General features: G+C 42.1%; 16 protein-coding genes. 5 read left to right on the top strand and 11 right to left on the bottom strand.

Features of this window, described 5'->3' with window-relative positions:
• Positions 1 to 18: 18 nt before the first annotated feature.
• On the bottom strand, positions 19 to 1572 hold the full coding sequence (locus tag MOMA_RS04005) for an aminoacyl-histidine dipeptidase (protein WP_009767327.1): 1554 nt from the start codon (positions 1570 to 1572) through the stop codon (positions 19 to 21).
• A 46-nt stretch (positions 1573 to 1618) separates the two neighbouring features.
• On the bottom strand, positions 1619 to 2953 hold the full coding sequence (locus MOMA_RS04000) for a homoserine dehydrogenase (RefSeq protein WP_009767326.1): 1335 nt from the start codon (positions 2951 to 2953) through the stop codon (positions 1619 to 1621).
• Between the two features lie 285 nt (positions 2954 to 3238).
• Between MOMA_RS04000 and MOMA_RS03995 the strand changes: the two genes are divergently transcribed.
• The 3 genes from MOMA_RS03995 to MOMA_RS03985 all read left to right on the top strand — a co-directional run bounded on the left by MOMA_RS03995 (position 3239) and on the right by MOMA_RS03985 (position 7039).
• Positions 3239 to 4216: a thiamine pyrophosphate-dependent dehydrogenase E1 component subunit alpha gene (locus tag MOMA_RS03995; protein ID WP_009767325.1), complete on the top strand. Its 978-nt coding sequence runs from the start codon at positions 3239 to 3241 to the stop codon at positions 4214 to 4216.
• Positions 4217 to 4329: 113 nt separating this feature from the next.
• The gene (locus tag MOMA_RS03990; protein WP_009767324.1) at positions 4330 to 5349 is read left to right on the top strand and encodes an alpha-ketoacid dehydrogenase subunit beta; all 1020 of its coding nucleotides are present in this window, start codon (positions 4330 to 4332) and stop codon (positions 5347 to 5349) included.
• Position 5350: 1 nt separating this feature from the next.
• Positions 5351 to 7039 carry a 2-oxo acid dehydrogenase subunit E2 gene (locus MOMA_RS03985; protein WP_009767323.1) on the top strand — a complete coding sequence of 563 codons (1689 nt, stop codon included), beginning with the start codon at positions 5351 to 5353 and terminating at the stop codon, positions 7037 to 7039.
• Between the two features lie 77 nt (positions 7040 to 7116).
• On the opposite strand, the gene MOMA_RS03980 is transcribed toward MOMA_RS03985, so the two are convergent.
• From MOMA_RS03980 to MOMA_RS03960, 5 genes are all read right to left on the bottom strand, one after another.
• Complete coding sequence (locus MOMA_RS03980) at positions 7117 to 10041, bottom strand: valine--tRNA ligase (protein WP_009767322.1); 2925 nt, start codon at positions 10039 to 10041, stop codon at positions 7117 to 7119.
• Positions 10042 to 10249: 208 nt separating this feature from the next.
• Positions 10250 to 10489: an acyl carrier protein gene (gene acpP, locus MOMA_RS03975; protein ID WP_009767321.1), complete on the bottom strand. Its 240-nt coding sequence runs from the start codon at positions 10487 to 10489 to the stop codon at positions 10250 to 10252.
• Between the two features lie 365 nt (positions 10490 to 10854).
• Positions 10855 to 11583 carry a 3-oxoacyl-ACP reductase FabG gene (gene fabG / locus MOMA_RS03970; protein ID WP_009767320.1) on the bottom strand — a complete coding sequence of 243 codons (729 nt, stop codon included), beginning with the start codon at positions 11581 to 11583 and terminating at the stop codon, positions 10855 to 10857.
• A gap of 71 nt (positions 11584 to 11654) precedes the next feature.
• Complete coding sequence (gene fabD, locus MOMA_RS03965) at positions 11655 to 12680, bottom strand: ACP S-malonyltransferase (RefSeq protein WP_009767319.1); 1026 nt, start codon at positions 12678 to 12680, stop codon at positions 11655 to 11657.
• Positions 12681 to 12896: 216 nt separating this feature from the next.
• Positions 12897 to 13811 (bottom strand): lysine exporter LysO family protein, encoded by a 915-nt coding sequence (locus MOMA_RS03960; RefSeq protein ID WP_009767318.1) that lies wholly within the window; start codon positions 13809 to 13811, stop codon positions 12897 to 12899.
• A gap of 255 nt (positions 13812 to 14066) precedes the next feature.
• Here MOMA_RS03960 and MOMA_RS03955 point away from each other — a divergent pair, with 255 nt between their 5' ends.
• On the top strand, positions 14067 to 14645 hold the full coding sequence (locus tag MOMA_RS03955; protein WP_009767317.1) for a TerD family protein: 579 nt from the start codon (positions 14067 to 14069) through the stop codon (positions 14643 to 14645).
• A 138-nt stretch (positions 14646 to 14783) separates the two neighbouring features.
• Here the strand turns inward: MOMA_RS03955 and MOMA_RS03950 are convergent, their stop codons facing one another.
• From MOMA_RS03950 to MOMA_RS03940, 3 genes are all read right to left on the bottom strand, one after another.
• Positions 14784 to 15905 carry an LptF/LptG family permease gene (locus tag MOMA_RS03950; RefSeq protein ID WP_009767316.1) on the bottom strand — a complete coding sequence of 374 codons (1122 nt, stop codon included), beginning with the start codon at positions 15903 to 15905 and terminating at the stop codon, positions 14784 to 14786.
• 10 nt (positions 15906 to 15915) lie between these two features.
• Positions 15916 to 17022, bottom strand: a complete 1107-nt coding sequence (gene lptF / locus MOMA_RS03945) for an LPS export ABC transporter permease LptF (RefSeq protein WP_009767315.1) — start codon at positions 17020 to 17022, stop codon at positions 15916 to 15918.
• Positions 17023 to 17162: 140 nt separating this feature from the next.
• Positions 17163 to 18779, bottom strand: coding sequence for an inorganic phosphate transporter (locus tag MOMA_RS03940; RefSeq protein ID WP_009767314.1), 1617 nt, complete (start codon positions 18777 to 18779; stop codon positions 17163 to 17165).
• A 359-nt stretch (positions 18780 to 19138) separates the two neighbouring features.
• Here MOMA_RS03940 and MOMA_RS03935 point away from each other — a divergent pair, with 359 nt between their 5' ends.
• Positions 19139 to 20647, top strand: a complete 1509-nt coding sequence (locus MOMA_RS03935) for a leucyl aminopeptidase (RefSeq protein ID WP_009767313.1) — start codon at positions 19139 to 19141, stop codon at positions 20645 to 20647.
• A 132-nt stretch (positions 20648 to 20779) separates the two neighbouring features.
• Here the strand turns inward: MOMA_RS03935 and MOMA_RS03930 are convergent, their stop codons facing one another.
• Positions 20780 to 21862, bottom strand: coding sequence for a DUF475 domain-containing protein (locus MOMA_RS03930; RefSeq protein ID WP_009767312.1), 1083 nt, complete (start codon positions 21860 to 21862; stop codon positions 20780 to 20782).
• Positions 21863 to 22143 lie beyond the last annotated feature (281 nt).

Raw genomic sequence — 22143 nt, 5'->3', positions numbered from 1 at the left:
GCCAATTTTTATCACAATTTAAGCCATTTTTGGCAAGGCTTGTAAAAACTCAAGCAGCACAGCAAAATTTTGTGCCACACTGTCAATCTCCACGCGTTCTTTTGGTGAGTGGGCGGATCGGATATTAGGGCCAAACGAAATCATGTCGGTATTTGGTGCTTTTGCCTTTAAAAAACCACACTCAAGCCCTGCATGAATGACTTGAATTTTTGGAGCATGGCCAAAATAATCCTGCATAATCCGCTGTCCAAGCTGTAATAAATACGAATTTGGATCAGGCAACCAACCTGGATAATCGGCACTAAACGCCACCGACACATCTGCCAAATCCGCCAAGGCTTGGATTTTGTGTGCTAGGGCATCTTTTTGGCTTTCACCAAGCGATCGCATCAGTGATTTTACGCTTAGCTCGCCTTGATCCAATCGCAACACCCCCAAACTTAGCGAGGTTTCTACCACGCCAACAAAGCTATCGCTCATGCGTATCACGCCGTTTGGTATGGCGTTTAGCAAATCAATCACATGTTTGCTGTCTTGAGTGGATAAAACGGTTAATTCTGTTTGCTGATGGCTTTGTACATCGATTTCAATATCGGTTTCGGTTAGTTCAATGCTTAAATTTTCTTCAGAAAATTGTAACTCATTTTTGATAATTTCACATTCTTGATCGACAATTGTTTGTAACTGTTGTTTGTTGCCAACCAATAACGCCAAGGCCTCTCGCGTAATGACGTTTCTAAGTGTCCCGCCGTGTAGTGATACCAATCCAAACGGTGCTGTTTGATACGCCACCGACAGCACGCGCCCCAGTAACAAATTGGCATTGGCAACGCCTTTATGAATATCAATGCCCGAATGACCGCCTTGTAGGCCTGATACTTTTAGGGTTAACAGCGTTTGCTTGGTTAAGTCTGGTTGCTTGGTTAAATCCAGCGTTTGCTTGGTTAAGTCTGGTTGCTTGGTTAAATCCAACGGTTGAGATTGATAAGTTTTGCTAAAAGTAATATCACGCCCGCCTGCACAACCAATAAACAACTCACCGCTATCTTCTGAATCCAAATTTAACAAATACGGCACTTGTAGCCAATCAGATGACAAGCCTTGCACACCGCCCATACCAACTTCTTCTTCACTGGTAATAATCAAACGCAGGGGCGGATGGGCAATATCATCACTAAACGCCACCGCCAAGGCCATTGCCAAACCAATACCATTATCCGCCCCAAGCGTGGTATCATTTGCCCATACCCAACCGTCTTTAATCATTGTTTCAATCGGATCGGTTTCAAAATTATGCACAGAATTTGTGCCTTTTTGTGCAACCATATCATAGTGGGCTTGAATAGCAACAGGGGCGTGTTGCTCCATGCCACAACTGGCCGGTTTTTGAATTAATAAATTGCCTACAGAATCTTTTTCTATGGTTAAACCAAATTTTTGCCCATCGGTATTGACTTTATTGATAATAAAATCAGCCAATTGGTGTTCGTGAAATGTTGGGTGCGGTATGCTACAGATATCGGCAAACCATTGCCAAACATTTGTTGGTTGTAATTGACGAATGTCAGTCATGTTTTGCTCCTTATTCATGTTTTGCTTTTTATTCATGTTTTGCTTTTTATTCAACCAGTTCATCTAAACGAATGCGCACAACTTTATCCACCACGCTGTCTAACGCTTCGATATTGGCAATTGCTTCGTTCATTTTGCCCTCTAAAACAGGGTCAACCATAATAATAATTGGCACTTCGCCAAGTTCGTGAGCAGGCTTTTGCAAAATTGCATCAATGCCAATGCCTAATAGGCTTAAAATATGGGTAATTTTTGCCAAAACTCCCACATCGTCTTTTACTTGTACACGCAAATAATAGCCTGAAATGATTTCATCAGATGATAAAATTCTTGTGTTATCAAGGTGTTGTGGCAAAAATGCCAAATGTGGCACAAAATTTGGGTTGCTGTTTTCGCCTATGTTATTTAGCATACGCACAATATCGGTTACATCAGCCATCACCGCCGAGGCTGTTGCACCCGCCCCTGCTCCTGCTCCGTAGTACATGGTTTGTCCAACTGGGTGTGCATCTACAAGCACCGCGTTTTTTACGCCATTGACATTGGCAAGCAGTTCATCAGCAGGAATTAACGTTGGATGCACGCGCAATTCAATGCCTTGTTCACCATTGTCAAGTTCGCGCCGAACCGCAAAACCTAAGTGCTTAATACGATAACCCAATTCTTCTGCGTATTTGACATCTTGCGTGGTAATTTTGGTAATGCCCTCACAATACACTTTGTCAAATTGTAGCGGAATGCCAAACGCAATCGATGCAAGCAAGGTAAGTTTGTGAGCTGCATCAATTCCTTCAACATCAAAAGTCGGATCAGATTCTGCATAACCCAATGCTTGAGCTTCAGCAAGCACATCTGCAAAACTGCGTCCTTTTTCACGCATTTCAGTCAAAATAAAATTGCCCGTGCCATTAATAATCCCCGCCAACCAATCAATTTTATTGGCTGATAAGGCCTCACGCACAATTTTAATAATCGGAATACCGCCTGCCACCGATGCTTCATAGGCAACTTTTACTTGGTGTGCATCCGCCAATGCAAAAATCTCATTGCCATGCTCTGCCAACAATGCTTTGTTTGCCGTAACAACATGTTTACCGTGCTTAATCGCCTCAATAATCACATCTTTGGCAACGCCCGTCCCTCCGATGACCTCCACCACGATATCCACATCATCAGCTACTACGATTTGTAACAAATCCGCCGATTGCTTAATATGTTTGTCAATATCATCACGCGTACGCCTCGTACCAACATGGGTAATCACAATGTTACGCCCAGTGCGACGCTTAATTTCAGCAAAATTTGCTTGCAATAACCGCACCACCCCAGTACCAACTGTACCAAGCCCCAAAACCGCCAAACGAATAGGTTGCTTATTCATAAATCCCTTCTTCAAAAGTCAAAAAATAACCCATCAATAATAACAAAAAATGCCATATTGTCAAAAAAATTGTGCAGTTTTTTGCAAAAACACCAAAATCTTAGCATGATAAAGTCAACAAAAATTAACAAAAGTTAACAAAAATATCTTTGCAAACCCCTTGCTAAAAGCATTTTTTTATTATAATTTATAGTCATCTAGGTAAACAGGAGGTTACTTTTAGCACGGCTTATACAAGCCTAACCATTCAATTCAACATTTGTTTAACATTAAAAGGATTTTGTGATGACAAACAATCTAAACAATCTCTCCAAAGAAACGCTGCTAGAAGCCTACACCAGCATGCGCACCATTCGCGAATTTGAAGACCGCTTGCACGACGAAAACGCAACAGGCGACATTCCGGGTTTTATCCATCTTTATAGCGGCGAAGAGGCCGTTGCCGTGGGGGTTTGCACCAATTTGGGCGACAAAGATTACATCACCTCAACGCACCGTGGCCACGGCCACTGCATTGCCAAAGGCTGCGATGTAGAAGCGATGATGCTAGAAATTTTTGGCAAAGACCAAGGCTTATGCCGTGGCAAAGGTGGCTCTATGCACATTGCCGACCTTGACCGCGGTATGCTTGGCGCAAATGGCATTGTTGGCGGCGGGCCTCCCTTGGCAATTGGGGCAGCTTTAACCGCCAAAACCCTTGGCACAGGCGGTGTTGGCTTATCGTTTACAGGCGATGGCGGCTCAAATCAAGGCTTAACCTTTGAAGCGCTTAACATGGCGGTGGTATTAAAATTACCCATGGTGTTTGTGTTTGAAAACAACGGCTTTGGCGAAGGCACAGGGCATGATTACGCCGTGGGCAGCCGCGACATTGCAGGGCGTGCCGCAGGGTTTGGTTTGCCCGCCGTCAAAGTAGATGGCACGGACTTTTTTGCCGTGCATAAAGCCGCCAAAGAAGCCATTGCCAGAGCGCGCGCAGGCGAGGGCCCAAGCGTGATTGAATGCGTTACCAATCGCTTTTATGGGCATTTTGAGGGCGACCCCGGTTTACTTCGCTCTAAAGAAGAAGTGGAGCAAATCAAAGCCACCAAAGACCCACTTGTGCATTTTAGAGCCAAAGTCAAAGACGTATTAGATGACAAAACACTGGATAAAATTGACCAAGACATTAAGGCAAAAATAGATGCTGCCGTGGCAGTTGCCAGAGCGGCAGATTATCCCGATGTCAGCCAATTGTTAACCGATGTGTATGTTAGCTACTAACTTGTTAGCTACTAACTAAGCTAATTAAACTGCGTTAGGCATTTTTCCTGTTAATTAATTAGCAATGCTTAACGCAACTTTACCAAAACTTATCATAGAAAAAGGAATTCATCATGGCTATTAAAAGTTATAGAGATGCCGTCAAAGAAACCATCGCAGCAGAAATGCGCCGCGACCCAACCGTCGTTGTTATCGGCGAAGATGTGCGCGGCGGCCACGGTGGCAAAAACACCGAAGACAACAAATTAGAAGGTTTTGGCGGTGTGCTTGGCGTAACCAAGGGCTTATGGAGCGAGTTTGGCTCTGAACGCGTGATTGACACGCCCATTACCGAATCGGCGTTTATCGGTATGGCGGCAGGGGCGGCGGCCACGGGATTACGCCCTGTTGCCGATTTGATGTTTATGGATTTTTACGGCGTGTGTTTTGACATGCTGTACAACCAAGCCGCCAAATTCCGCTATATGTTCGGTGGCAAGGCGCGCGCGCCCATGGTGGTGCGTGGCATTATCGGTGCAGGGTTTTGTGCCGCCGCCCAACATTCACAATCGCCCTACAACGTGTTTGCTTCTGTTCCCGGCTTAAAAGTTGTCATTCCATCAAGCCCGTATGATGTCAAGGGTTTATTAACCACCGCCATTCGCGACGATGACCCCGTAATTTTTGGCGAGCATATTATGCTTTACGATGTCAAAGGCGAAGTCCCAGATACGCCCTATTCCATTGATTTTGGCGTGGCAAATTACACCCGTTTTGGCAGTGATGTTACCATTATCGCCTTAAGTTTGATGGTTCACCGTGCCAATGAAGTTGCCGATAAACTTGCCAAAGAGGGCATTTCGGTGGAAGTGGTTGACCCGCGCACCATTTCACCGCTTGATGAAGAGGGCATTTTGGAATCGATTGCCCACACTGGGCGCGTGGTGATTGTTGATGAATCGGCGGCGCGCTGTGGTTTTGCCCACGATGTGGCGGCGCTCATTGCCGAAAAAGCCTTTTACGCCCTAAAAGCACCCATTCAATTGGTAACACCGCCCCACACGCCGATTCCGTTTTCACCCGTGCTAGAAAAAGAATGGCTGCCTTCGGTGGAACGCATTGAAGCGGCGGTACGCAAAGTCATGGAGGCCTAACATGGACAAAATCAAAACGCTAGAAATTCCCAAATGGGGCTTGTCTATGGAAGAAGGCAGCATTTCCAGTTGGCTAATTAGTGAGGGCGACGCGTTTGTCAAAGGCGATGAACTGTGCGAAATTGAAACCTCCAAAATCGTCAATGCCCTAGAAGCCCAATTTGACAGCACTTTACGCAAAATTTTAGCCCAAGAGGGCGAAACGCTTGCAGTGGGTAAAATAATTGCCGTGTGTGCCGACAGTTCGGTAAGCGATGACGAAATTGCTAACTTTATTGCTGGCATTGCCAATCTTGACAATTCTGCAAACAGTTCTACAAGCGATGACAATGCCGCTGACAATTCCGCTGATGAGGTGCTTGGCAACCCTGAAATCACCGCTGCCGAAATGCCAGAAGTGGTGCAAGTCAAACAGGACAAAAGCGAGATTGGCAATTTGGACAATCTGCAAAACCTTGATGGCGTTGTGGTTAATAGCGAAGACGGAGGCGAGCCTAGCACACCCAAACCGACAGCACAAAACAGCGACAACGAGGCAATTCCCAAAGCATTGCAAGGTTATCAAGACGATGACAGCCTTGTTGCCACGCCCCACGCGCGGCGCACCGCCAAAGAGCTTGATATTAATCTAAAAGCGGTAACCGCAAGCCACAAAGGGCGCATTACCCTAAGCGACATTGCACAAGCCTTGGAGCAAGCAGGCAGCAGTGTACAGTTGTTGCCTGATAAACAACACGCCGCCGCCAAAGTCAAACCTACGCCCAAGCCGTCTACTTTAGATGACAGCAAAGTGCCAGCCACGCCACTGGCGCGCGAGCTTGCCACGCGTTTGGGCGTAAATTTGCACGATTGCCTAGCCACCGCCAGCAAAGGGCGCGTTGGCGTAACCGATGTGATGCGTGCCAAAGAATATTTTGCCGATGACAGCGCCAAGAGCGAGCAAAACAGCGCGCCAAAAAGCACCACAACAAGCACGCCTGCTCAATCCGCCCACAGCGATGAGCCGACCGTTATTCCAATGAACGCCATGCGTCGCACCATTGCCAAGCGCTTACAACAGGCCAAGCAAAATGCGCCCCATTTTCGCCTAAGCCTTGATGTTGACATGACCGCGTTGCAAGACTTGCGCGCCGCCCTCAATGATGGCAAAGATGACAAGCCCAAATTGTCCATCAACGATTTGCTCATTAAAGTGGCCGCCCATACGCTGATGCAAATCCCGCAGGTGAATGTGCAATTTGATGACAGCAAACAGCAAATTTTGCAATTTGCACATGCCGATATTAGCGTGGCGGTGGCGATTGACGGCGGGCTGATTACCCCCATTGTCAAAGCCGCTGACACAAAAGGCTTGTGGGAAATTAGCACCACGATGAAAGATTTGGCGGCGCGTGCCAAAACGGGCAAACTTACCCCAGATGAGTTTATGGGGGGCAGTTTTAGCATTTCTAACCTTGGCATGATGGGCATTGTGCAATTTGACGCCATTATCAATCCGCCACAAGGGGCAATTTTGGCAATTGGCGCAACGCAAATGCGTGCCGTGGTGCTAGATGGGGCAATTGTTGCGCGTCCAATGATGACCGTTACCCTATCGTGCGACCACCGCGTGATTGATGGGGCGCTGGGGGCGAAGTTTTTGGCGCAATTTAAGAAAAACGCCGAAACGCCAGCTTTGATGTTGGGCTAGCTTAAAACGTTGTTAATAAAAACTTGATACTGCGGTTTAGGTGTCAAGTTTTTGTTTTTGACAAATAAACAACCCTCTTACATCGTCTTTAACAACTCAATCTGCCTATCCATCTGCTCCAATTGCTCTTTTAGTTCATTCAATTTGGCGGTTTCAGATTGCACCACATCGGCAGGGGCTTTATTCACAAAATTTTCATTGGACAATTTAGCCTGCAAACCATCAGCCTGTTTGAGCAATTTTGCTTGTAATTTATACAAGCGATCCAATTCTGCTATCGGATCAATCAAACCTTTCATCGGCACTAAGACTTTGACTTTACCAATCAAGGCTTGTGATGATAACGGGGCGGCTTCATCTTCTGATAACAAGGTTAAATTCTCAACCTTTGCCAAGGTTTTAAACTGATTTTCAATGCGAGTAAGCTGAGTTTTTTCATCATCGTTTAAATTTTGTAGCAGCACTGGCAAACGCAGGGCATTGCCAAGTTTCATTTCACCACGGATATTACGCACCGCTCCAATCAGCTCTTGTAGCCAAGCCATGTCATTTTGTGATTCGGTGCTGATAAGCTTATGATTTACCGTCGGATAATTGGCAATCATAATGCTGTCGGTGTGTTTTTTGTCCACCAGCGGGGCGATGGTTTGCCACAGTTTTTCGGTCAAATACGGCATGATTGGGTGAGTCATTCTTAACGCTATCTCAAGCGTATCTAACAACACAAAACGGATTTGGCTTTTGCGTGCAGCAGATACCGCGTCGTCATTTAAGGCAGATTTGGCAAGCTCTACATACCAATCACAATATTCATTCCAAATAAAATCGTAAATATTTTGGCTTACTAAATCAAAACGGTATTGCTTGATGTGTTTGTGCACTTCTTCAATCGTTGCGTGCAAGCGGCTTACAATCCAGTGCTCGGGCAACTCCCACAGCTCCACCTTGGCGGTTTTGTCAATCGGTAACGCCTTGTTTTGTTTATCCACACAATTCATCAGCACAAAGCGTGTGGCATTCCAAATTTTATTACAAAAATTGCGATTGCCTTCCATGCGTTTTAAATCAAAATTGATGTCGCGCCCCGTGCTTGCCAAAGAAGTAAAGGTAAATCTTAACGCATCTGTGCCAAACCCTATAATGCCGTCTGGGAATTCTTTGCGAGTGGTTTTTTCAATTTTTTGGGCGTCTTTTGGATTCATAAGCCCTGTGGTGCGTTTGGCAATTAGGCTGTCTAAATCAATGCCGTCAATCAAATCAATGGGGTCAAGCACATTGCCCTTAGATTTGCTCATTTTTTGCCCTTGTCCATCACGCACAAGCCCATGCACATACACGGTTTTAAAGGGAATTTGTGGGCTGCCGTCGTCATTTTTGACAAAATGCATGGTCAGCATAATCATGCGTGCCACCCAAAAGAAAATGATGTCAAAACCCGTTACCAACACACTGGTTGGGTGAAAGGTTTTCAGTGCAAGCCCATTGTCATCGTTATTACCACTGTCATTACCCCAATCTAGCGTGCTAAAAGTCCACAACCCTGAACTAAACCAAGTGTCCAGCACATCGTTATCTTGAGTCAATTGTACATCTTGGCTTAATTGATACTTTTGATAAACTTCACTTTCACTGTGTGCCACATACACATTGCCCTTGTCATCATACCAAGCAGGAATGCGATGCCCCCACCACAACTGACGACTAATGCACCAATCTTGAATATCACGCATCCACGCCATGTACATGTTTTTGTAGTTAGATGGCACAAATTCAATACGCCCATCTTCCACCGCTTGGATCGCAGGTTTTGCCAGCTCTTCGATAGCCACATACCATTGATCGGTCAAATACGGCTCTACAACTTCGCCACTTCTATCCCCCCGTGGGGTTTTTAAAGCATGCGGTTCAATTTTGGCAAGCCAGCCTTCAGTTTCGGCAGTGGCAACAAGTTTTTTACGAGCGTCAAAACGGTTTAACCCCACATAATCGCTTGGTGCATTTTCAAGGTTTGGTTCACGCTGTTGTAAGTTTTGATAAACTTCTAGCTTTGGTAAAATATTGGCGTTTTTGTCAAAAATATTGATGATTGGCAAATCATGCCGTTTGCCCAGTTCATAATCGTTAAAATCATGAGCGGGGGTGATTTTTACCACGCCTGTGCCAAATTCTGTGTCAACATAATCGTCCGCCACAATTGGCACAATGCGGTTAGATATTGGCAAAATGACACTTTTACCGATTAAATGCCGATAGCGTTCATCGTTTGGATTAACCGCAACGGCGGTATCCCCAAGCAAGGTTTCAGGGCGAGTGGTGGCAACGGTAACATAATGGTTGCCATCTGTGGTGGTTAGGGTTTTATCGGCAAAATAATAATTAAAATGCCACAAAAAGCCTTGCTCATCATGGTTTTCCACTTCCAAATCCGACAAGGCGGTTTCTAATTTAACGTCCCAATTCACCAAGCGTTTGCCACGATAAATCAGCCCATCATCATACAAACGCACAAACACGTCTTGCACTGCCTTGGATAGTCCTTCGTCCATGGTAAAGCGTTCCCGTGACCAATCCACCGAACTGCCTAAACGACGAATTTGCCGAGTGATGTTGCCACCTGACTCGTGTTTCCATTGCCACACTTTTTCTAAAAACTTTTCACGCCCCAAGTCATGACGACTGATGCCTTGCAACCCCAATTGGCGCTCCACCACCATTTGCGTGGCGATGCCGGCGTGGTCGGTACCTGCCTGCCACAAAGTGTTATCACCCATCATGCGATGATAACGCACCAAGGTGTCCATAATGGTGTTGTTAAAACCATGCCCCATGTGCAAAGAACCCGTTACATTAGGTGGCGGCAAGGCAATAGAAAAGGCATTGGATTTTTGATAATCGGGTTTAAAATAGCCGCTATTCTCCCAATGCTGATACATGCCCGCTTCAACTTCTGTGGGATTATAAGCATCTTGTAAGTTTTGGGTGGTTGCGTTTAATTGGCTCATAAAAGCTCTCTATAAATTGGTTAAAAAATTCATCAAAAATTACTACGATTTTACCGCAAAACAAGCCAATTGTTTAGCAAAATTTGGCAAAAATATTAAAAAACCCAAATTTAACCCACAAAAAACCCTTAATTTAAAAAATCAAGGGTTTTGAAAAATTAATCATTAAAATTAATAGCTAATAATTATTAATTATTAATTAAAAAAATTAACCAACTTTTGATTGGATATAATCAACCGCTTTTTGCACAGTGGTGATTTGAGCACTATCTTCATCAGGAATGGTTAAGCCAAATTCATTTTCAAATGACATGACAAGCTCTACCAAATCAAGCGAGTCAGCACCCAAATCATCAATAAACGATGCTTCATTGCTAATTTTGTCAACCTCAAGGCTTAATTGCTCAGCAACAGCGTTTTTTACTTTTTGTTCGATCTCATTACTCATGTTAATTCTCCTAGTTTTGAGTGGTGAGTGGATAATTAGCAAACGTTACATTTATCACGTTGCGGTTAAAAAAATCTGTATTTACCACATTACACAATGAAATATTGCACAATTTAAGCTTTGTTGCAAACAAGTTTTGTTATAATCATGTTTTGTTGTAAAACAACACCATTTTACAAAAACAGTTTACAAAAATACCAATACAGATTCTATGAATTTTTATTTATATTGGGTTAATTTTAACACACATCTAACAAAAATATCTTTACTTTTGTTAATTTATCGCTTTTGTTACATTACCATGATTGCAAAAATTGTTGCAAGAATGGTTGCAAACATTGTAACAGTTGCAAACATTGTAACAATTACATATACATGCCACCGTTAACCGCCAAAACATGCCCTGTAATATAGCTGGCTTCATCACTGGCTAAAAATTTCACCACGGCCGCTACATCGTTTGGTTGCCCCAAACGTCCAAGCGGTATGGCATCTAGCATAGAATTAATCAAACGTTCATCTAATTCATCAGTCATATCCGTTTCAATCAACCCTGGGGCAACACAGTTAACGGTAATTTGGCGCGAACCAATCTCGCGTGCCAATGAACGGGTAAAGCCCTCCACACCTGCTTTGGTAGCGGCATAATTGGTTTGCCCTGCGTTACCCATTTCGGCAACCACAGATGTAACGTTAATAATCCGCCCTGCTCGAGCTTTCATCATACCACGCACAGCTCTTTTGCTCATGCGATAAATCGAAGTTAAATTCACGTCCAGCACAGTTTGCCATGCAGTGTCGTCCATACGCATTAACAGGCCGTCTTGGGTAATGCCTGCGTTATTGACAAGCACATGGATAGAACCATACACGCTTTCAATTTCTTCAAACAAATTATCAATTGCCAAAGCATCGCGAACATCTAACTCACGTCCGATACCGCCTGTTTCGTGCAAGTATTCATCAATGACTGCCACGCCTTTTTCACTTGTCGCAGTGCCAATCACAAAATAACCTTCTTCTGCAAAACGTTGGGCGATCGCTTTACCAATACCACGGCTTGCACCTGTAACCAAAGCAATATGTCGACTCATGTCGCACTCCTAAATGATTGTTTTTAAGTTTTTTGTTAAATATTATTTAAACGCTATTTAAAATAGCTTCATTAAACCACGCTATATTTTTGTAACATTTCTGCAATTTCGGCTAATTTTGTAACTTTATCGGTAGCAATGGCGGGAATTTTTTCAGCTTGACGCTTTGCCAAATTGGTTAATACATTGCCACTACCACATTCAATTTGAAATTGCATGTGCTTATCTGCCAGTTTATTTTGGGTATTTGACCAAAGCACAGGCAAACTTAATTGTTCAATTAAGGCTTGTTTGATTGCATTGATATCACTTTCCACACGAGCATGGCGGTTTTGAATCACAGGAATATTCGGTGCGTTAAAGGCAATTTGGCTAAGACTGTCTGCCAATTTATCACTTGCAGGTTGCATCAAACGACAATGCGACGGTACGGATACTTTTAAGGGCACGGCTTTATTACCAAGGCTTGCGATCTGTTCACTTGCCAAATCCACTCCAAGCACATTGCCTGCAATTACCACTTGTCCAACCGCATTAAAATTTGCCGCACTGACAATCGCATCGGTTTCAAACTCTTCTATTTGTTCACAAATTAAGCGAACTTGTTCATCATCAAGCCCCAATACCGCTGACATTTTGCCCTCTTGATGTTGCATGGCGTCTTTCATGTATTGTCCGCGTTGGTATACCAAACGCACCGCATCATCAAAACCAAGCACGCCCGATGCACACAATGCACTGTACTCACCAAGCGAATGCCCTGCCAAATACGCAGGCATAATGTCCAATTCAGCACGCAACACTTGCCAAATTGCCATGCTTGCTGTAAGCAACACAGGCTGAGTAAACGCAGTGTCATCAAGATTATGCTTTGTGTCATTGCCTTGAGCAATTGCCCATATGTCAAAACCCAAAACATCACTCGCTTGGTTAAAAATATTACGAACTTGGTGAAAATTCTCATACCAATCTGCAAGCATACCCACGCTTTGTGAGCCTTGACCCGGAAAAATCACCGCAAAACGAGCGGCTTGGCTAATATTGCTAATATTATTGGGGGTTTCAAACTTTTCCATACGCATATTGTTTGGTGTCATTATTGGTGATTTTTTAATGTAATTGGTGATATTGTAAAAGAAGTTTTAAAAAAATCAAGTTTACATTTGTAAACTTTTTATAAATCATTGATTTGAATAAAAAAATATTTTAATAAAAAAACAACATTATATCCAAATTTTGCGTTAATAGCAATTTTTGCGTTAATAGCAATTTTTGCGTTAATAGCAATTTTGCCAATAATTTACCAAACAGTATCAAAAACTGCTAAATACAATCATTAGCACAGGTGAAACAATATTGACAATAAAACCAAAACTCATTGCCAAGGGTACAATTTCATTGCCTCCACTTGCTTGAATAATTGGCAAAGTAAAATCCATTGTAGTAACACCGCCAAGCCCCACCGCCGTACTCGGATAACGCCGTATTAATAGCGGAATGCACAATAACGCCATAAACTCACGCAACAAATCGTTCAATAACGCCACACTGCCCCATACCGCCCCATACGCATCGGTCATGATAATTCCTGACAACGAATACCAACCATAGCCCGATGCCAATGCCAAACCTTGCATGATGCTTACATCTTTTGTCAATACCGCAAACAACACACCGCCAATACTCACACTCACACAAAAAATCACACTCATTTGTACGCCACGTTTGTTGATTAACACCTGACGCAATGTCATGCCTGCATGAGACAAACCAAACCCCACAAGCAAAACCAACAGCATTAACAAACCTTTGACAATCACATCAATTTTAATCGGCAATGCATCAAGCAATAAAAACTTACCCACAACCAAGCCGATCAACAAACAGCCCAGTTGTAACAACGTACCTGCTATGCTGATTTTGGTTTTGGTATGTAAGGTTTTGGCGTGTGCATGGTGAGGGTGTTTTTTGTCAAAATACCAAAGTGCCAACAGCCCACTGCCTATTGTCAATACCGCCAAAAGTGCCACATTTTTTATGATAAAGCCAAGCTGATTGCCCAAATCTGACACGCCAGCCAGCGACAAACCAATGCAAAACAAAATCAAAAATACCAAATAGCCAAGCAATTTATCCAAATACGGCACAAAAACTTTTGGTAATGGCAGAAAAAATCCCACAACCAGTGGCGACAAAATCAAAATTAACGTCAAAAAATTATTTAACATACGCTTTTATTTAGCAAACTTACCCAAAAAAGCGTTATTTTATACTTTTCACGATATGGTTAAAAGTTAATTTTCAAAAATTAAACCAATTGACAAAAAAACGTGCATTTTTCCTATAATTTTGCTAAGATAACTTTGCTAAAGCACAATATGACTAAGGCACAACGTGCTTTGCTGTTTGTAATTGTAAGCATTTTTAAACATGGTGCTTTTAAGCATTGAATTTTATAAGCATTGAATTTTAAGGAAAAAATTATGGCAATTTCATTAAACAAAGGCGGTAATTTATCACTAACCAAAACCGATCCAAATCTAAACAAGCTATTAATTGGACTTGGTTGGGACGAACGTGCTACATCAGGTTCGGATTTTGATCTTGATGCCAGTGTGTTTTTGTTGGGTGAAAATGGGCGAGTGCGTGGCGATCATGACTTTATCTTTTACAATCAACTTAGATCTAACAACGGTGCAGTAGAACACACAGGCGACAATCGCACAGGACAAGGCGACGGTGATGATGAAAGCATCAAGGTTAACCTACCGCTCGTGCCTGCCGATGTCAGTAAAATTATTGTAACCGTTACCATTCATGATGCTCAAGCTCGCAATCAAAATTTTGGTCAAGTTGCCAATGCCTTTATTCGCGTGGTCAACGAAGAAACTGGCGTGGAAGTGGTGCGTTTTGATTTGGCTGAAGATTATTCCATTGAAACTGCGATGGTATTTGGTGAAGTATATCGCCATAACGGCGAGTGGAAATTCCGTGCCGTTGGACAAGGCTATTCTGGCGGTTTATTGGCAATGTGCAATCAATACGGCGTCAATATTGGCTAGTTTTTAATTAACAATTATTTATAGTTGTTTGCAGTTTTTACAATTGTTTAAAAATCTACAGAATTTAACGCAAAAGTTATGTGTTTTGTTAAACCATGCGTTGCTTTTAACTATGTACTTTTAATTATGTACTTTTAATTATGTGTTGCGTTTAACCAGATAAATTCCGATAGTCGCACTTAACACAATCGGTAACAGCACCATAAATAACGGCGAAAATTCTGTAGATAAACTAATAAATCCTACCAAATCTTGAGTATAGCTAAACAACAACCCCACCAATAACGCAAGCACCAAACGAAAACCCAAACTTTGGCTGCGCAGCGATCCAAACACGAACGAACACGCCACCAACACAAGTGATAACACCGCAAAAGGTGATAACAGTTTTTGCCAAAATGTTACCTCATGTATCAAGGAACGATGGTTGTCTTTTGCCAATAAACGCTGATGTTGCAACAAATCACTAAGCGACATATCGGCAGGGTGCAGGGTCAATAGATAAATGGAGCCAGGTTCAATCGGTAATTTGGCAAACAATTGTTTATGCGTTGTAAGACTGCTTGTGTTATCAGCATGAATGTTAATTTGTTGCACATTGTTAAGCACCCAACCTGATTTGTTGTGCAAACCTGATGCCTCTGCGTGGTAAACATTTGGATCGTAAGCACTTGAAAATTGGTAAAAATTACCCGTATCTGCACGGATAACGCTTTTTAATTCGCCTTTTGTCAATTGCCAAATTTTTATATTTTTAAGTTTTCCTTGTGTGTCTGCGTAATCAATATGAATAATTTGATCATCGGTTTTTTGCCAATAACCGTTTAACGCTGTAGAAATAAACACTTGTTGGCTTTTGATCTGCCCTGCCAGTTTGTTGGTGGTAGGAATGACAAATTGGCTAAGCAACAAACCGATTAGCACAAAAATCATCGCAGGCTGCATAACCCACGATACGATACGAAAACGGCTAAGCCCTGCCGCTTGTATCACGGTTAATTCACTGTTATTTGCCAATAAACCTAAGCCTATCACAGCACCGACCATTGCCCCAATTGGCATATAAAATTGTAAACTTTGTGGCGTGGATAATACGATATAATATAAAGCATCTAAATAATTGTAACTGCTGTTAATATCCTCAATTTGACTCAAATAATCAAAAAAAGATTTTAACAATGTCAAGCCAACAATCGCCCCTAAAATTGCAAAAAAAGCCTGTTTACGCACATAATTTTTTAAAATTTGTTGGCAAAACATACAACATTTCCTAAACTTTTGCACTGATTGGCATACGATGACGCAAACGATAGACAATGCGTTGTTGCCAATTCAGCCACAAACATAGCAACATCACCGCTATGACAAACCACGCATACGCCGCTACACTGAACTTTTGTTTACTAACACCAGTTTTTAGCGAAATAACACTCACAGCCACCGCCACAAATACCAAAATCGCAGGCAACAAACGCAACCAACGTCCTTGACGCGGCTCTACTTGAGCAAGTGGCGTAGCCAACATACTGGCAATGACAATCAAAAATGGCAAACTGAAACGATAACCAAGCTCTGCTTGAACAGTGCTTTTTTGCCAATTGGCTAACAATTGTTTGGTTGATTGAGCGATCACATTTTCTGTTTGTTGATCTGCACGATTGGGTTTGGCAATACTGATTTGGTAGCGTTCAAAATGGGTTTGGTTATAAATGCGATTGTCCGTGTCAATTTCATAACGCTTGCCTGATAATAGCACCAAACGCGTAAAAGAGTCATTGGCATAACCTAGGCTTTGCTTTGCTTGTTTGGCGGTAATAATCACATCTTTAGTGGCGGTTTTTGGAGCTTTTTGGACAATGTAAATATCATTTAGCGTGCGCGTATTTTTATCCATAGAATCAACATACACATGATAATTGCCACTGTTGATAAAGGTTTTTGGTTTGACCAAATCAAACGCATTGTTTAACGACTGGGTTTGCCAAATTTTTTCGGTTTTTGCCACGCCATACGGTTTTGCCCACAGACTTATGCCTGCTTCTAACAAAAACAACAGCAAAATCAACGGCAACATCAAGCCTGTGATCCGCCCACGACTTTGCCCACTGGAAAACAGCACACTCATCTCATGTTCAACATACATTCGCCCCAACACCAACATTAACGCCACAAAAAACGACAACGGTAAAATCAGCTCCAAAAAACTTGGCAAATTATAAATCATCAAGTTAAACAAAAAACCGATGTTCAATTGACCCTCAGCTACCATACCAAAGTAGCGAATCAACCGCCCACCAAGCATTAATACCATTAAAAATAACAGCACAACCGTGGTGGTGGTTGCCACTTGGGCAATCATATAACGCCGTAAAATCAATTCATACCGCCTTTGTCAAAAAATCCAAAATAAATCAAAAAATTATAGCATAATTTTGCCAAAACCAAAAAAAATAAGGCGAATTTGACAAACGCCTTATTTTTACTTTTTAAAAAAAATTGTTTTTATTTTTAGAAAAATTAACCAAATGCACGGTTTAAAATTACATAACCGAGCGAAGCCAATAACGCCGATACAGGCAAGGTAATCACCCACGCAAGTCCAATTGGTTTCATTAACGCCCAATTGGTATTTTTGTTCACCATACCAATGCCAAGCACCGCCCCCACCAAAATATGCGTGCTTGAGACAGGAAGCCCAAGCGAAGATGCCCCCATAACCACAGCGGCCGCTGACAATTCTGCCGAAAAGCCCGAAGCAGGGTGCATTTCAGCAAGTTTTGTGCCAACAGTTTGGATAACCTCTTTGCCAATAAACCACAAACCAACGATGAGCGACACACCAAAAGTTACCATAACAGGTGCCGGTACACTCGCTTCAGCGGCCAAAGCATTGTTACGAATCACATCTAAAATTGCCACAAATGGGCCTACTGCATTGGCAATGTCATTGGAACCATGACTAAACGCAAACGCCGATGCGGTAAACACTTGCATCCAGCTAAACATAATAAAAGTGGCCTTTGTCAAATCTTCTTTATGTTTGCCACGAATGGTTTTGGTATAAACAAAAGCGGTAAGCCAAATCAACGCTCCGATCATGCCAATAATCAAACTCGCTTGCAAGGTACTAAAACCCAAATCCGTATGTTTTAAACCCTTAAATACCACCATAGCAGTCATTATCATACTGCCTGCACCCGCCATAAGTGGCACCCAAAATTTTAACGCTTTTAAAGTATCCAAACTGTCGCGTTCTTTTTCAATGTCATACATGGCTTGATAATACGGCGTCGCAAGTTCATCTCGGTCGCAATCTTTTTCTTGTAGCAATTCATGATCTTGTAGCAATGCTGTGGTATAAGTGAGTTTTTCGTGTTCGTTTAACGCATCCAATTCTTCTTTGTGCTGTTGTTTTAATGCTCTTTTTTTGGCTTTAATCGCACGCACTTTTTCTTCCATGCGATCGTTGTATGATAAAATATATTTTTTCACATGCCCATAAATCAAGTAGGAAATCACGCCACCTAACAAAGGTGATAACACCCACGAAATTGCAATTTTACCAATTTCACGCCATTTAATCGTTGATAACGCAAGCTCGGAGCCACCAAGGTTAATACCCAGTACGATAGAACTTCCAACAATACCGCCGATAATGGCATGCGTGGTAGAAACAGGCAAGCCTTTTTTGGTAGCAAACAACAACCAAAACGCCGCCGCCATCAATGCCGATAACATCACATAAATAAATTGATTGGGCGTAACCTGCAAACCGCCCAAATCCACAATGCCACTGCGAATGGTATCAGTAACTTGTGCCCCTGCCAAAATCGCCCCAGACACCTCAAACACCGCCGCTACAATCAAGGCTTGAGTTACTGTCAACGTCCCTGCACCGACCGATGTTCCAAACGAGTTCGCCACATCGTTACCGCCAATGTTAAACGCCATAAACACGCCAAAAAAAGTTGCCACCAAAAACAACAGCACCTGTTGTTGCAAGGTATAACCATAACCCCACCACATAAAATACAACATGGACAGCACCATAATCAGTGCAAAAAATACATTGCCTGCAAACGGCGTCGCCTGTTTTGGCATTGTGCCATGTACGCCCTGCTGAGTGGTATTCATTTATTAAATCCTCAAAATTAATTGGCAAAACCAATCGTCTTACACGAACTTAAAACTTTGGCAAAAAATTTGCACGACTTTGTTCACGACTTGTTATTGCTTTGTCAATTTATTGCTTTGTCAATAACTCATTTTAGCTTCATCATTTTAACATAAATCAGGCATAAAGTTACGACAGATTTACCGATTGTTTATGGTTGATTGTTTATCGTCAATTATTATGATCGACCCCTCACCTTATTTTGCAAAAATATGCTAAACTAATCATTAACCAAACTGATTTTTTAAATTGGTTTTATAAAACATTTTGACACAACTTCACCCATTAAGGTTTTTAAACTTTAAGATCAAGGAATAATATGACAACCAAAACCCTAAAACTTACCCTAAATTTGGGCAAAAAAAACCCAAAAAAAAGTCAAAAACACAGTTGTTGCGTTTATCTTATCGATGATAACAAACAATTATTACAAAAAAATGACAATGCACAAGATTCACTAAAAAATTTGATACAGGCCAGTCAAATCCGTGGCAAAGTTGCTGAAACGTTTTTGCACCTTGATTTAAAAACCGCCGAAGCAATATTGTTGGTTGGAATAGGCAGTATTGACAAATTAACCGGTGGACATTTGCAAAAAATTGCAAACAGTATTTATAACGCTTTGGCAAAAACTCACAAATCCGCGACGATTTATTTGCAAGATTGTTTAGATGAAGTACAATTTGGACAATTTAGTTTGGCGTTATTAAACAGCAGTTATTGTTTTGATACGTATAAATCACAAAAAGCAGATAAGCCCTTGTTAAGCCAAATTGATTTATCCGTAACCGTGAATAATTTGACAAATTATGAACAACAATTATCCTTGCAAAATGCGATTTTTGCCGGACAATCACTTACCAAAGATGTAGCCAATGAACCGCCAAATGTGTGTTTTCCTGCGTTTATGGCAAAACAAGCACACGCCCTTGCCAAACAATACCCTGATGTCTTAACCGTAAAAGTATTGGGCGAAAAAGACATGGAAAAATTAGGCATGAACTGCTTTTTGGCCGTATCGCGCGGTTCAGAAAAAGAGGGCAAACTTGTGCTATTGGAGTACAATGGCTTAAACACCACAAAACCTACCAAAAAAACCAAAAAAGCAGAAAAACTGGCAGAACCAATTGTACTGGTCGGTAAAGGCGTAACTTTTGACACAGGTGGCATTTCACTCAAACCCAGTGAAGGCATGGGTGAAATGAAGTTTGACATGGGCGGATCAGCAAGCGTACTGGGAGCAATAAAAGCCTTGTGCGAGGCTCGTTTGCCCCTACAAGTCGTCGGTGCGTTAGCCTGTGCTGAAAACATGCCCTCAGGCAATGCCACGCGTCCGGGTGATATCGTTACCGCTATGAATGGCACAACGGTGGAAATTTTAAACACCGATGCCGAAGGGCGTTTGGTATTGTGCGACACCCTTACCTATGTGCAACAATACAACCCAAGCGTTATCATTGATGTTGCAACATTAACAGGGGCATGCGTGATTGCCTTAGGCAATGTGCGAACTGGATTGTTTAGCAATGACGAAGATGTGATTTTTGAGTTAGAACAAGCCAGCGAAGAAGCTTATGATCGTGTTTGGCATTTGCCACTAGATGATGATTATCAAGAACAACTAAACTCACATTTTGCTGATGTGCAAAATATTGGCGGAAGAGCAGCAGGTTCAATTACCGCCGGTTGTTTTTTATCGCGTTTTGTGAATGACATACCTTGGGCTCATTTGGATATTGCAGGCACGGCGTGGGTATCAGGCAGTAAAGCCCATAGCACCGGTCGTCCCGTACCACTGTTGCTTCACTACTTAAAAAATAAAGTTTGAAAAATAAAGTTTGAAAAATAAAATAAAGTTTGAAACGCACACCAATAAAAAACCCAAAGGCTTATAAGCAACCTTTGGGTTTTAGCGTTAAGTTATGATAAACCAGTTAAGTTATGGTAAAATATAAGTTTATCAATCGTTATCTATTGCTTGACGTTTGTTATACGAAATGGAATTAATCACCGCCCACACAATAAACGCAATGCCAATCAAGCCCGTAACCACTTCAGGCACTTCGATGTGCATGGTCGCAAGGAGCATAATAATTGCCAACGCACCAATTGCATAATGCGCCCCATGTTCCAAATACACAAATTCATCAAGCGTGCCTTTTTCTACCAAAAAAATCGTCATAGAACGCACAAACATTGCACCAATTGCCAAACCAAGCATGATAATAACCACATCACTGGTAATCGCAAATGCTCCAATCACGCCGTCAAAACTAAACGATGCGTCCAATACCTCAAGGTATAAAAAGCCTGCAATGCCACCTTTGGCAACCGCACCTGCAACCTCATTGCCATCAACGCCAGAGGCCTCTTCGTCATCATCTTCGCCCTCCAGCATACTTGACAATACATTGACGCCCAAATACACCAAAATCCCAAAAAAGCCTGCAATTAACACCGCCCCTTTATGGGCTTCTTCAACCCCCAACAAAAACAACGCCAAAATCACCATAGCAACAAATACGCTCATGGCGTCCACTTTGCCAAAACGAGCCAATTTGCGTTCTAACCATTCAAACCACAGCACTTCTTTTTCATCAAACAAAAAGTTTAAAAACACAAGCAACAAAAACATACCACCAAAAGCAGCAATTTCAGCATGATGTGCCAAAAGTTTGGCGGAATATTCTTTTGGATTGTTTAACGCCAAATCCACCACCGAACCCATACTCATATCTGCTGTAACCGCCACAATCACAATTGGAAATACCAAACGCATACCAAACACCGCAATCAACATGCCTGCAGTTAAAAAAATGGTTTTCCAAAACTTATCCCAATGCTTTAACACCGACGCATTCACCACAGCATTATCAAACGACAATGAAACTTCCATCACCGCCAAAATAAGCGTAACAAACAACGCTGACATCATTGCCGCCACACCACCGTGCGCCAATCCCCACCAGCCTGCAACTGCAAGGGCGACAATCGTAAACACGATGTCAAAATAAAAATGCTTTAAATTTTTCATCATACTCATCAATTTCCAAAAGTTAAATAAGCTACCAACACCATTTTATACACACATTTTGCACAAAAAACAAGCATAATAAAACCAAGCATCATAAAAAGTGGCACATTAACCCTTGCACCACTTTTTGCGATTATTTTTTGTACGATTAATTGTTGTACGATTAATTGTTGCGATTTTAGGAACGACAATTTGGTTAACCCATCTATTTTCAAGATAATTTAACAAAAAACAAGAGGCAAAACGTAAAAAATAGTAAAGAATTGCAATTTTCTTAGCAACCGATTGGC

Source organism: Moraxella macacae 0408225 (assembly GCF_000320365.1).
In the GTDB taxonomy this organism is placed as follows: Bacteria; Pseudomonadota; Gammaproteobacteria; order Pseudomonadales; family Moraxellaceae; genus Faucicola; species Faucicola macacae.
Note: the sequence above shows the minus strand (reverse complement) of the source record. Positions and strands in the feature narration are given on the sequence as shown.